Below are 12,893 nucleotides of genomic sequence, written 5' to 3'. Positions count from 1 at the left end.
TTATTACCCCCTCGTACTTTCTATATCGTTCGTATTATAAAGGAAGGTGTCCTCCAGAGTTTTCTTCACCATCTGCACCTTTGTTACGGAAGATTTCAGATAGAACCATTAATCCTACGATAGCAACAATTAAAATTGTAGAAAGAGCATTAATTTCTGGTGATACTCCGCGCTTAACCATACTGTAAATGTATAATGGCAATGTTGTTGATCCTGGTCCTGATACGAAGAAACTAATTACAAAATCATCAATTGATAATGTGAATGTTAATAATGCTGCCGAAATAACTCCCGGTGCAATTGCTGGGAACGTTACATAACGAAACGTTTGCCAAGGCGTTGCTCCTAAATCATTTGCAGCTTCTTCTAAGTCACGTCCCATACTTGAAAGACGCGCAGCTAAAATAACAACAACAAACGAAATACTAAATGTAATATGTGCAATAATAATCGTTGTTTGTCCAAGTTCCATTCCTAACTGACTGAAAAGAATTAGTAAAGATAATCCCATTAAAATATCAGGAATTAAAATTGGTAAATATACAAGGCCATTAATAGCCCCTTCGAAACGATATTTATAACGATGTAAAGCAATCGCAAAGAATACACCAAGTATCGTTGTCACAATCGTTGTTATAACTGCAATCGTAATACTATTTACAAATGCATCAATAACATCTTGTTTTTGAAATAAATCTGTATACCAATGGAATGTAAAACCTTCCCACTCCGCATTAATGCGAGAGTCGTTGAAAGAATAGACCATTAAAACCATCATTGGAAAATACAAGAATAACAAAATTAACCAAGAATAAGAAACTAAAAACTTCTTCATCTTTGCCTATTCCCCTCCGTTCTCATTATATTTATATACTTTCGTTGCACGATAATATAAGTAAATTAACAGAACAGAGAATAGAACAACGATAATCGATAACGCAGATCCAAACGGCCAGTCACGTGCACCTAAGAATTGGTTTTGAATAACGTTTCCGATTAATGCTACTTTCGATCCGCCCATCACGTCTGATACAACAAACATTCCGATAGAAGAAACGAATACTAAAATAGAACCAGTCGCAATTCCTGACATTGTCATCGGCACTGTTATATTCCAAAATGCCTTTATTGGTGTTGCTCCTAAATCATAAGCCGCTTCTAGCTTACGCTTATCTAGCTGCTCGATTGCTGCATACACTGGTAAGATCATAAAAGGTAATAAAGAATAGACCATTCCGAGTATTACAGAAGGAGTATTATATAATAAATTTAACGGTTCACTAATAATACCAAGCTTTAATAACAACGTATTCACAAGGCCTTGTGAACGTAAAATAACAATCCATGCGTATGAACGAACAAGAAAGTTAATCCAAAACGGGATCGTTGCCAATAATAAAAGAATAGAACGATATTTGCGGTCAACAATTGTAATTGTATACGCAAATGGATAACCAATTAATAAACATATTACTGTAGTAATAACTGCGATTTTAACAGTTTCCCATAACGTCCCTAAGTACAATGGATCAAACACACGGGATATATTCTCTAACGTAAATTGCATTTCTACTGTCCCGTAAGCTCCGCGCTGCATGAAGGCGAATCCTAATACGAATACGAGCGGGATTAGGAAGAAAATTAATAGCCACGCGACTGTAGGTAGTGCGAGTAATTTCCCTTTTTTCAATTTAAGGTCACCTCGTCCTCTTGCTCCCAGCCTACATATACATTATCTCCAATGCTCCACTGTGCTGCCTCTTCAGCAGTTTGATATGCCATTAGTAATTCTGATGTTTTCTCATCACGTACATAAAGCTTCTCCATATTTCCGACAAACTCTATATCTTCAATATGTCCAAGATGGTATTCTTTTAAAATTGGTTCTTCAACCGAACGTACTTTTACATTTTCAGGGCGAATTGCTACATAGCCTTCCCCGTTTTTCACAATATTATTTTCACCGATGAATGTCGCAACGAACAATGTTTTCGGCTTATTATAAATTTCTTTCGGCGTTCCGATTTGTTCGATATGTCCTTTATTCATAACCACGATACGATCGCTCATGCTCATTGCTTCTTCTTGATCATGCGTTACGTATATGAACGTAATTCCTAAATTACGTTGTAAGTTTTTCAATTCACGTTGCAAGTCTTTTCGTAACTTAAAGTCAAGCGCTCCAAGTGGCTCATCTAATAGTAATACACGCGGATTATTTACAATTGCTCTTGCAATTGCAACACGCTGCTGTTGTCCACCAGAAAGCTTCGCAGGTTTACGATTACGGAACTCAAGTAACTGCGTTAAACGCATTGCCTCTTCAGCACGCTCTTTCTGCTCTGCTGCTGATACTTTCTGCATTTTCATACCAAAACAAATATTCTTCTCCACTGTCATATGTGGGAATAGTGCGTAATGTTGGAACACTAGGTTCATATGACGCTTATATGGCGGCAAATCGTTAATTCTTTCATCATCTAATAAAAGATTCCCTTTAGTTGGAGTTTCAAATCCTGCGATCATACGAAGTAAAGTCGTTTTCCCGCAGCCACTCGGCCCTAAAATTGTTAAAAACTCTCCCTCTTTAATATCTAAAGAAAGAGGTGGGATAATCACTTGATTTCCAAAATGTTTTTCAACTGCTTCAACTTTAATAATCTTTTTCATTTTCCCGTCCTATCTACCTTAAATTTTAAATTTTTATATTCATGAATAAATATTTATGTTCTATAGACTATTTTTTGTTTCGATCCAAACAAAAATGGTTATTTAGCAAGCGTTCGTTTCTATTCTTTATGTAGTATGTTTGATTCATTTTCGCATGATACATAACGTCGAACAGAAAAACCCCTTCCATTGCGAAGGGGCTATTATCATACGGCTGCGCCTACTGATAAACACCATCATCATTTTAACAACTTTCGTATGAATTTTAAAGCACTTTTTGTAGAAGAGTAACGAATTTTCATGTCGAATGCTGTAGATTGGGCTAAAATGCTTTTATAATGTGAAAAAGTCCGAAAACTTTCTTTCCCATGATAACCCCCTAATCCACTACTTCCAACACCCCCAAAAGGTAAATATGGCGTGGCAAGATGATAGACAACATCATTAATACAGCCTCCACCATATGAAATATTACTCGTCACTTTCTTTTGTACTTCTTTATCTTCAGAAAATACATATAACGCTAACGGCTTCGGATGTTGCTGAATTGTGCCAATTACATCTTCTATGTTGTCGTACTCTATGATTGGTAAAATCGGACCGAAAATTTCATCTTCCATAACAGCATCTTGCCATGTAATATCCGCTAGTACTGTCGGTTCAATATGTAATGTATCTTTCTTATAGTTTCCACCAATTACGACTTGACCATCTTGTAAAAATCGACATAATCGTTCAAAATGACGTTCACTTACAATACGCACGTAATTTTCATTTTGCAAAGGTTCTTTACTATACTGCTCTGTAATTTCATGTCGCATTGCCTCAATTAGCTTTTCTTTCACAGAAGAATGCACGTACATATAATCAGGCGCTACACACGTCTGCCCTGCATTTAAAAACTTACCCCAAACAATTCGTCTGGCTGTCATCTCTATCCTTGCATCTTTATGTACAATACAAGGACTTTTCCCGCCAAGTTCTAACGTAAGCGGCGTCAACTGTTTCGCTGCTGCTTCCATTACAACTTTTCCAACGCCAACACTACCAGTAAAGAAAATATAATCAATTGGTTCCCTCAACAAAGATGTACTCTCTTCAACGCCACCTTCTACTACCGCTACAAGCTCTTCTGGGAATAACTCACCTAACATTCTCTTAAGCACTTTTGAAACGCTTGGCGTTAACTCTGACGGCTTTAAAACGATTGTATTTCCAGCTGCCAGTGCTCCTACAAGTGGTGCAATTGCTAATTGGAACGGATAGTTCCACGGTGCAATAATAAGCGTAACACCATACGGTTCTGGCACTACTCTTCCTTTTGATCCAAAATGAGTCAGTGCTGTTCGAACTCGCTTCGGTTTACTCCAAGATGACATATGTTTCAATTGAAAAGAAATTTCTTTTAATACATACCCAACTTCAGTTGTAAACGACTCGTGAACTGACTTATTTAAATCTAATTTCAATGCCTGAAATATTTCTTCTTCAAAACGCTGAATGCCTTCATAAAGTTTCTTCAAATTATTCTTTCTCATTTTCATGCTTCTCGTATGCCCTTTTAAAAAATATTCCTTTTGCCTACTTACAATAGAGGAAATACTCATTCACTCACCTTCTCCCACTATTTTTATCCAATTCTTTCATTATTTATATAGACTTCATATATAATAAATTTCTATTCTTAAAGTTACATTATATATGACTTTTTTAGCTATATAAAATTCATTGCTCAAAAAAAACTACCGAAAGAAAATCTCTCGGTAGTTTTACTGTATTAACGATATAAACGAACAGCACCTGCAGAATTATCATCAGCTTGTCCTACTACTTCAAACTTCAGACCAAGCTTCGGTAAAATACGTCCTGCATCTGGAATCTGTTGATTAATATACGTTTTAGAATCATCAAACTTTGGTACACCTGCTAAGCCATCATACGTAAATGTTCCACGCGTTGGAGATACAACTTTCCAAGCTGGCGTTTTGTCGAATGAGAACGCTGCATCAGCGATTTGGAATCGTGTACTACTCTTAACTGTTGGTTTACCATTTAAAGTACCAACAATTGCTTCTGGGTGAGAATCAACTACACCAAGGAAACCGTGTCCTGGATGTACACCAACCCAGTTATCTGTGTAAGCTGAATCTGCATACCATACAACCATACCAGTGTTATATTCAGGACCGCGAGCAAATTTCAACGCGTTATCTGAACCAGCATAGTTTCTCCACTCAACATAATAGTTATGTTTTTTCTTCTCTGTTCCGTTAGATACAACGAAACCGTCTAATTTTAATTGTGGTGTACCTTCTGCGTCATCAGAGAATACTACTTTCCCATCTACTGTTAATGAAGCATTATCAAGAGCGAATCCATTTAATGCTAAACCGCCATCAGTAATGTAATCAAATGTTAATTTTACTTTCTTACCTTTGAATTGGCTTAAATCATATGATTTGTCAATCCATTTTCCATTTGTCGAAGCTGCATTTCCGCTATTCGCTTTCTCACCAAGTCTTTCAATTAACGTTTGTTGACCGTCTTCTGTTACAGCATGTACCTCAAGGAAATCGTACTCTGCTTCAATTTCATATAATGATTTGAAATCAAATTTCGCAGTCGTTGCATTCGTTAAATCGAACAGCGGTGTTTCCATCTTCGTATGAAGATCATCACCTTTTGTACTGTAGTAATACTGTTTTCCAAATGCCGGCTCAATTGTTTTTATATCTTTGTCTGGTAAGTTAACACGAATCATACCTGGACGGTTAGATTTCGTAACACTTTGGTCTAAATATGTTGCTAGACCGATACCTTTATTTAATTTCTCGTAATCTACTTCTACGATATTTGCCCAATTACCACCGATTGTTTTTTGGAAATACTCTTTATTTTGTGGTGATAAACTCGTTGGTGTTGTTCCAGCAATTTTACCAGCCCAGCTTCCGCCACTCATAATAGACCAAGCTTCAATCGGCTCACCTTGACCGCTATATTGTGTATCATACTCATCTGGTAAACCTAAATCATGACCATATTCATGTGCGAATACACCAACTGCGCCATCTTCTGGTTCAATTGTGTAGTCGAATGCTGCCATCTTTCCGCCCCAATATGGAACTTTCGCTTGTGTACCTTCAATTGCGAATGGTTTTGGTCCAACTGTCCAGCGGTGTGACCAAATTGCATCATCACCTAATTTACCACCGCCAGCTTCTTGTCCAACACCCGCATGAATAATCATTAAGTGGTCAATTAAACCGTCTGGTTGATTTTTATTTCCATCACCGTTTACATCATATTGATCGAATTGATCAAACTGTGATAAATCAAGACCGCTATCTACAGCTGCTTTTAATGCGTCTTTTACTAGATCACGTGGCCCTTTTGGTCCTTTATTATCATGACCGCCGCTAGCAGCATCTGCACCGTAATCAGCAGCCTTACCAGGAACTGTCAACCATTTTGTAACTGTTCCATCTACAGTGTAACTACCACCAGATTGCTCTTCGTAATATTGTTTAAACGTTTCAATTTTACTTCCATCATCTAACGTGAATGGCTCGTCACCGAATAACATTTTTTCATAGTGTTCTTTATTAAAGTCTTCCGAATACATATAACCAGGTTCTTTATCAATATTGTTATGTTTGAAATCAGCGTACTCTACAAGTAAAACGAGTACTTTATCTTTACGAACTTCGCCGTTATACTCTTTTTGCTTTGCCGGAGAAGTTGGCACTTTACCGTTTAGACCACCTTTAACTGGGCCTGTCGCTGCGGGTGTCCCTGTTGCTGGTTGATTTAATTTTTCTTTCGTTTCTGCTTTCGCATCTTTCACTTTCTTTAAAAAGTCGGATGCATCTTTCGTAAGTTGGTCCCCATTCGCTGCTTCTTTCCCAGGATTTTCACCCTTTTTGTTCTCTACATACTTTTCGACTGCTTTCTTTGTTTCTGTCTCTGAAGCCTTCGAATCAATTACCCCACGTTTTTTTAATGCATCTGCTAAACGTTCTTCCGGAATTAAATGATCATCAACTGGGCTCGTAGCTGTTTTATTCACAGGCGTTTCAGCATATGCAGATTGAGTGCCAGCTCCGAATGAAAGGCCTAATACAGCTGTCAATGCGATTGATGACAAAACTTTGAACGGTTTCTTGTTCATCCCTTATTTCCTCCCCTAATAAATAATATGTATTACAAATTGAATTTTATTAAAAATTCAATATTTTTTCAATATTTAGTCATATTATGTAATGTTTTTAATATATTTGTAAAAATTTCATAGTTAGCATACGAATATATCACAATTCAACAATGTTTTCTGAAAATATTGAAAGTTTTTATCGAACAATTTATAATTTCCATAGAGGGAGTTTAATGGGGATTTTATCTTTGTTTCATCTACACAATATTTGATAATTCACTATATAAAACACAAAATCGGATTTCATTATCATGTATTCTGTAGCAGCAATTATGACCGATAATTAGGGAGGAATTACATTTGTACAAAGATAAGACAGACGCACTGGATCAAGAATGGATTGATTTAATACTTGAAGCTCTAGATGCTGGTATCGCCATGCAAGACATCGAGCAATTTTTCCAACGTATGAAGCCATCCAGTCAGGCTCAATAGGTTTGTTCTTTTTAACGAAGTTTATGTTATAATAATGACATCATAAGACAACTACATATTGATAGAAAGGTGCGCAAATATGATTGGAGAACGTATAAAACGCCTTCGTTTACAAAAAGGGATTTCATTAACTGAACTTGCCGAAAAAGCTGGCGTTGCTAAATCTTACATTAGTTCTATAGAACGAAATTTACAAAAAAACCCTTCCATTCAGTTTCTTGAAAAGATCGCAGCAGTTCTACAAATTCCAGTTGATACTTTACTTCATGATGAAACAACAAAGGAAACTAACCTAGACTCCGAATGGACACAACTCGTTAAAGATGCAATGAACTCTGGTGTCTCCAAAGAACAATTTCGTGAATTTCTTGAATTTACAAAGTGGAAGCAAAATCAAAAATAATAATAGAAAGAAGTGCTTACAACCAGCACTTCTTTTTCTTTATAAAAAAAAGCGGGAATACCCGCTTTTTTTATTATTTTTCTTCCCCAGCTTCTTGGTTAGCATTGAATGTCCATTCTAAATTCAATGTATCACCTTGGAAGATATTTTGGTCTTTTCCATCATCTACAAATTCAAATTGTACCCATAGATAATCCTCTGTACCAGCTGCTAATCCACCCTTTTCTCCCCACTCAGGAGCAAAGATATCTTTAGCTAAAAGATCTGGATCAACTTTTTGTAAGTCTGCTAAAGTTGTTTCGTATACAGGCTCACTTTGTTTATCCCAGTTCCAAAGGAATTTTACTTTAACGTGCTTACCAAAGTCTTCACCAGCATTATCACCTTTTGCATCTTTAACAGTATACTTTGTTGCTAATTTAACGTCTTTAATAGTTAACGAACCGCTGTTTTGTAATAAGAACTCTTTCTTAACAGAATCCCCTGGTTTTAAATCTTTAATATCTACAAGCGTCTTAGGGTTTAATGTAAGGTCTAACGTCCCAGCTGCAAATGTATTATTTGATACTTCTTTATCGCTAAAGAATGCAAATGTTCCTCCACCAATTAAAGCTAACCCCAATGCTGCTGATGCAACTCCCATACCTAATTTCTTTTTCAGACTCACAATCAATTCCCCTAGCTTTTTTTTATATTTTTATCACTTATTTTTCAATAAGAGATGTAAAGAAAACTATATTAGCTTAGCTAATATGCGTTCTTTTTAAAAACCTTATGTTCATTATAACGAACAACCCTATATAAACACAACACATATTTATTAATATTTTCAGTTATTTTTATTTCTCAATATTATTTAGACTTTTCAGAAAAAATAATGATAATTTATAACTTTTTTCACACTCAAATCATTTAATACTATAAGAAAAAAGAAAAACAAAGAGGTGAGGGCTAACGTTCCCTCACACTCGTATAAATATTACTAGCTTTGCTTATTCGTTCATAATCTCTTGCACCACATTCTTGTTTTCCAGCTGTTTCACTAAAGCAGTTACTCCGCTTTCTTCTGTTCTTCTATTTTCTTCTGTTCCTCTGCTTTCTTCTGTTCTTCTATTTTCTTCTGTTCCTCTGCTTTCTTCTGTTCTTCTATTTTCTTCTGTTCTTCTACTTTCTTCTGTTCTTCTACTTTCTTTTGTTCTTCTACTTTCTTTTGTTCTTCTACTTTCTTTTGTTCTTCTACTTTCTTTTGTTCTTCCGCTTTCTTTTGTTCTTCCGCTTTCTTTTGTTCTTCCGCTTTCTTTTGTTCTTCCGCTTTCTTTTGTTCTTCCGCTTTCTTTTGTCCTTCCGCTTCAATTGCAACGTTTAATTGTTGCTGAAGAGCCTGAATTTGCTCATCAATAGCTTTCAAGCTAATTTCTTTCTCAATATAGTCACGCTTCTCTTTGATACTGCGGAAGCCTTCATTTACATATATGGACACTTGCTGCATCGACTCATCTTTATTTACCTTTAATTCTTCTTGTATTTGATTGTAAGGAGCTTCTATTTCAGTATATACATTTTGCAGGGCTTCCTTCTCAGCAACAATTTTCTCACGCCCATGTTGCCATACAGAAATCGCCTGTTTTATTTCTTCAATAGAAGTTGCTTTCGATTTCCCCTTCATCGTTCCATACTCACGCTCAATAAACTGTTTATGTTTCTCAGATTGCTCTTTTAACGTATTAACTGTTTTCGGAAATATAATTGCTGTAGAAAGCGTCGCTTCTACTTTCGTTTCATGAATGAACGCCGCTTCTGTATGTGTCATAATTTGAGATCCTAAATAAAACGTAATAGAACACATACACGGCAATATAAGCATCTTTTTAAAATTACGCGGTCTTTTCAGCATCTTAATCTCTCCCATCGAACATTACGTTCTTTATACAGAACATTATCTATATTATAGTAAAGAACTATTAAAATTGATAGACAAATACTAGAAAAATAGAAAAAGGGCTATCCATGTGATAGCCCTTTTTCTTATTATCTTTCTTCACCTGCTGTTTGTTGTGCATCAAACGTCCAATTTAATTGTAACTTATCGCCTTGGAATTGATTTTGATCTTTTCCATTATCAACGAACTCAAATTTCACTTTGAATTTATCAGATTTACCTGCTGAAATACCTTTTTCATCCCAGAACCAAGCCGATAAATCATTATCTACAGCTGTAAGTGTGTCACCTTTTAATTTATCTAAAGTAGTTTGTTTCACAATTGTCTCATGCTTATCTACATTTTTTAAGAATGTTACTTTAATATGTTTACCAAAATCATCTTTATTATCTTTCTTTACATCTTCTACATTATAATCTGTTTTCAGTAGAACCTTTTTAATATCTAAAGAGCCTTTATTTTCTAGTTTAAATTCTTTTTCAATTGTATCCCCAGGTTTTAAATTCGATACGTTAACAACTGTTGATGGATTTAATGCTAAATCCAGTGTTCCAGCCGCAAATGTATTGTTTGACACTTCTTTATCACTGAAAAATGCAAATGTTCCTCCACCAACTAACGCTGCTCCTAGTACTGCTGATGTAATACCCATTCCTAATTTTTTCTTTAAAGTCATGTCCATATCCCCTTAATATATATTTGTTAACTTCCTAAATGGAAAGTATAACCAAACAAACTAGACGGATTGTTCTACTTTTTTATCTTTCTTTTCTCCGTCAATGCTACGAATAGCACCAAAAATAGAAATCGCGGAATAACCAAGTAAAAAGACTCCTGGAATAATAAGAAGTAATGCTGCTCCCGCTTTTGAATTCGCATAATTCAGTAAATAACCAACATACGGAACTGTAATATCTGCATACTTTCCAACTACATTTTCTGCAAGTACTGGCTCTAAATCTGGTCCGTTGTTGTTATCCCCTTTTGTTTCATACATTACTTTTCCATTTGTATCTTTCACACCGATAATACGGTGAGTGATAATTTTTTGATCTTTCTCTTTAAAGGTAATAACATCACCTTTTTGATATTTAGAACCATCTTTGTTTGGTTCTATTGCAATGATTGATCCTGTTAAAAACGTCGGCTCCATTGATCCTGAAAGAACGCTCTTAAATTGATATCCCATAACTGTCGGATCACCACCACTCGCTTTTGAAGAAATAACTACAAAAGCTAAAAAAACCATCAATGCAAATAAAACAAATGAGATTGCGTTGCTAATTACCTTCCAAATTAATTTCATCGTCTCTCTCCCTCTCCGTTGTTTTATATTATTTGAAGTATGCAATATCCATTTTGTTCTTTAACAAGAACACAAGTAAATGATATAACGAACTTCAGGTTATTGCAATAAGAAAATTTACAATTATTAGTTAAATGTATTTTTAGCATAGAAAAAGACTGTGATAAAATCTCCACAGCCCTTTTTACTAATACGTTATTTTTCTTCTGTTTTCATTCCTTTTGTATTTCGGCGTAGCACTACATATAAAATGGCTCCAAATAATACAATCGCACCTATCCCAACACTTATCACTTTCACATTTGAACCTTTTACTTCAGGCGCAGTTGTATCTTTTTTAGGCATCACAAAAGTGACATCTTCTGTTGAAAGAACATTTACCGTCGCAATTGTTTGATTATTTTTCGTAATATCAACTGCACCAACTACCTCACCACGATGGATTCCTTTATGATACAAAGATTCTTTATCTAATGAAGCTGCCCGGAAAATAGTTTTCACATTTTTCCCTTCATCTTTCTTAAGCATAAGTTCTGCACTTTTTTCAAGTTCACTATTAATATCTTTATTTAAATATGTTGTTTTTTGATGCCAACTATGTTTATCTAGTACAGTTTGCTTCACAAATTGACCAAAAGAATAGTCCGCCATCTGCTTCAAATCTTCATAAATTTCAGGTCTTTGAGAAGCCATTACTACATTTATAATACGATTTCCATCTTTCTCATTTAATAAAACAAGTGTATTACGCGCTTCATTCGTAAACCCTGTCTTACCGCCAATGCTATATGGATTTTCAAAAAAATTAGATTTATTAAAAATAGACACCGTCTGCCTAGACGTCGTAACTGTCGTTCTTTTCGTATTCATCGCTTGTAAAATTTCAGGATACTTTTGCACACCTTTCGTAATCATAGCCATATCATATGGCGTCGTATAATGATTCGGATCATGCAATCCATTCGGTGTTACAAAGTGACTATCTCTCGCCCCTAATTGCTTGGCTTTCTCATTCATCATATTGGCGAAATTTTCAACACTCCCGCCAATCCGCTCCGCAATCGCATACGATACATCATTCGCACTCAGCACCATTAAAATCATAAGCGCAGTATTTCTATTAATTGTCTCCCCAGGTTGGAACTCAATTTGATAATTACTCTTCTCTTGATCTAATGCTAATTGTGAAAATGCAAATTGATCCTCTGGCTTCGTATGCTCCATGAGTAAAATCGCTGTTAATACTTTCGTCATACTAGCAGGAAATGCGCGGTGATGTGCGTTTTTGTCATATAAAACATCTCCTGTTTTCGCATCAATCGTCGTTGCAAACTGACTAAAAACATTCGGCCCTTCCGCAGGTGGTGGTGCAACTTGTTCTGGATTTACTCCAATATTCGTCTCAGCACGCAATGTTATAGGCGTCAAAAAAAACAAACAAATAACTGTAATAAAAACCAAAATTTTCTTAAAATTTACCATATGACTCTCCCTTTTCCATTTACTCCTTAACAAAATAATAAATCTACCAATCACATGTAATTTGTATTAAACTGGAAGAATTTTCACTATTTTTTACTATATCATATTTTTACGATAAAGAACATAAATATACAATAAAAATAAGAAGGAATTACTCTTTCTTATCCTTCTCATCAATCAACGAATCTATTAACTTTTGACTAGCTTCCTCGGGCGTAATCTCATCTGTTATCCCCATAAACGACCAACCTTTAGAATCGACCCACTCAACAAACTCTTGTAAAAATTCATCATGTGTAACATCCACATCAAGAATCGATCCATTAATCGAAATCGTTCTATTTCTAGACACGCGCATCTTGAACGTTTTTCTTACCATTACAACTTTTCTCCCTCTACTTCTGAATATTTATAAAGTGAAACTTTAATCAGCCCTCACCAATCAGG

General features: G+C 35.4%; 13 protein-coding genes. 2 read left to right on the top strand and 11 right to left on the bottom strand.

Going from position 1 to position 12,893, the window contains the following annotated elements; translation table 11 throughout:
• Positions 1-34: 34 nt before the first annotated feature.
• From potC to inhA1, 5 genes are all read right to left on the bottom strand, one after another.
• Entirely contained in the window at positions 35-835 is an 801-nt protein-coding gene (potC, locus tag JFU02_RS25960; protein WP_000714189.1) for a spermidine/putrescine ABC transporter permease PotC, read from the bottom strand.
• 6 nt (positions 836-841) lie between these two features.
• Positions 842-1,690 (bottom strand): spermidine/putrescine ABC transporter permease PotB, encoded by an 849-nt coding sequence (gene potB, locus JFU02_RS25955; protein ID WP_000715500.1) that lies wholly within the window; start codon positions 1,688-1,690, stop codon positions 842-844.
• Complete coding sequence (gene potA, locus JFU02_RS25950) at positions 1,687-2,670, bottom strand: spermidine/putrescine ABC transporter ATP-binding protein PotA (protein ID WP_000720333.1); 984 nt, start codon at positions 2,668-2,670, stop codon at positions 1,687-1,689. Before potA ends, potB begins: the two co-directional genes overlap by 4 nt.
• 239 nt (positions 2,671-2,909) lie before the next feature.
• Positions 2,910-4,277 carry an aldehyde dehydrogenase gene (locus JFU02_RS25945; RefSeq protein ID WP_097821163.1) on the bottom strand — a complete coding sequence of 456 codons (1,368 nt, stop codon included), beginning with the start codon at positions 4,275-4,277 and terminating at the stop codon, positions 2,910-2,912.
• A gap of 170 nt (positions 4,278-4,447) precedes the next feature.
• Positions 4,448-6,838 (bottom strand): M6 family metalloprotease immune inhibitor InhA1, encoded by a 2,391-nt coding sequence (gene inhA1 / locus JFU02_RS25940; RefSeq protein ID WP_061668019.1) that lies wholly within the window; start codon positions 6,836-6,838, stop codon positions 4,448-4,450.
• A gap of 342 nt (positions 6,839-7,180) precedes the next feature.
• Here inhA1 and JFU02_RS25935 point away from each other — a divergent pair, with 342 nt between their 5' ends.
• Positions 7,181-7,315, top strand: coding sequence for an anti-repressor SinI family protein (locus JFU02_RS25935; RefSeq protein WP_000276219.1), 135 nt, complete (start codon positions 7,181-7,183; stop codon positions 7,313-7,315).
• Positions 7,316-7,394: 79 nt separating this feature from the next.
• Positions 7,395-7,718 (top strand): helix-turn-helix domain-containing protein, encoded by a 324-nt coding sequence (locus JFU02_RS25930; protein ID WP_000578885.1) that lies wholly within the window; start codon positions 7,395-7,397, stop codon positions 7,716-7,718.
• A 73-nt stretch (positions 7,719-7,791) separates the two neighbouring features.
• On the opposite strand, the gene calY is transcribed toward JFU02_RS25930, so the two are convergent.
• From calY to JFU02_RS25900, 6 genes are all read right to left on the bottom strand, one after another.
• A complete protein-coding gene (calY, locus tag JFU02_RS25925) occupies positions 7,792-8,385 on the bottom strand; it encodes a biofilm matrix protein CalY (RefSeq protein WP_000053713.1) in 594 nt (197 codons plus the stop codon).
• 384 nt (positions 8,386-8,769) lie between these two features.
• The gene (locus tag JFU02_RS25920) at positions 8,770-9,612 is read right to left on the bottom strand and encodes a DUF4047 domain-containing protein (protein ID WP_201071877.1); all 843 of its coding nucleotides are present in this window, start codon (positions 9,610-9,612) and stop codon (positions 8,770-8,772) included.
• A 134-nt stretch (positions 9,613-9,746) separates the two neighbouring features.
• The gene (locus JFU02_RS25915) at positions 9,747-10,334 is read right to left on the bottom strand and encodes a CalY family protein (protein WP_000172852.1); all 588 of its coding nucleotides are present in this window, start codon (positions 10,332-10,334) and stop codon (positions 9,747-9,749) included.
• A gap of 60 nt (positions 10,335-10,394) precedes the next feature.
• Positions 10,395-10,964 carry a signal peptidase I SipW gene (gene sipW / locus JFU02_RS25910; protein WP_000767802.1) on the bottom strand — a complete coding sequence of 190 codons (570 nt, stop codon included), beginning with the start codon at positions 10,962-10,964 and terminating at the stop codon, positions 10,395-10,397.
• 195 nt (positions 10,965-11,159) lie between these two features.
• Positions 11,160-12,446 (bottom strand): D-alanyl-D-alanine carboxypeptidase family protein, encoded by a 1,287-nt coding sequence (locus JFU02_RS25905; protein WP_000247019.1) that lies wholly within the window; start codon positions 12,444-12,446, stop codon positions 11,160-11,162.
• 151 nt (positions 12,447-12,597) lie between these two features.
• Positions 12,598-12,825 (bottom strand): hypothetical protein, encoded by a 228-nt coding sequence (locus JFU02_RS25900; RefSeq protein ID WP_000251862.1) that lies wholly within the window; start codon positions 12,823-12,825, stop codon positions 12,598-12,600.
• Positions 12,826-12,893: the final 68 nt, after the last annotated feature.

Origin of the sequence: Bacillus sp. TH13 (assembly GCF_016651175.1) — a bacterium.
Lineage (GTDB): Bacteria > Bacillota > Bacilli > Bacillales > Bacillaceae_G > Bacillus_A > Bacillus_A thuringiensis_S.
This window is presented reverse-complemented; position numbering and strand designations above follow the sequence as displayed.

Coding starts and splice junctions, on each gene's coding strand:
- JFU02_RS25915 (WP_000172852.1), bottom strand. CDS start 10,334: ATGACTTTAAAGAAAAAATTAGGAATGGGTATTACATCAGCAGTACTA.
- JFU02_RS25900 (WP_000251862.1), bottom strand. CDS start 12,825: ATGGTAAGAAAAACGTTCAAGATGCGCGTGTCTAGAAATAGAACGATT.
- JFU02_RS25920 (WP_201071877.1), bottom strand. CDS start 9,612: ATGCTGAAAAGACCGCGTAATTTTAAAAAGATGCTTATATTGCCGTGT.
- potA (WP_000720333.1), bottom strand. CDS start 2,670: ATGAAAAAGATTATTAAAGTTGAAGCAGTTGAAAAACATTTTGGAAAT.
- JFU02_RS25905 (WP_000247019.1), bottom strand. CDS start 12,446: ATGGTAAATTTTAAGAAAATTTTGGTTTTTATTACAGTTATTTGTTTG.
- sipW (WP_000767802.1), bottom strand. CDS start 10,964: ATGAAATTAATTTGGAAGGTAATTAGCAACGCAATCTCATTTGTTTTA.
- JFU02_RS25930 (WP_000578885.1), top strand. CDS start 7,395: ATGATTGGAGAACGTATAAAACGCCTTCGTTTACAAAAAGGGATTTCA.
- JFU02_RS25945 (WP_097821163.1), bottom strand. CDS start 4,277: ATGAGTATTTCCTCTATTGTAAGTAGGCAAAAGGAATATTTTTTAAAA.
- inhA1 (WP_061668019.1), bottom strand. CDS start 6,838: ATGAACAAGAAACCGTTCAAAGTTTTGTCATCAATCGCATTGACAGCT.
- potC (WP_000714189.1), bottom strand. CDS start 835: ATGAAGAAGTTTTTAGTTTCTTATTCTTGGTTAATTTTGTTATTCTTG.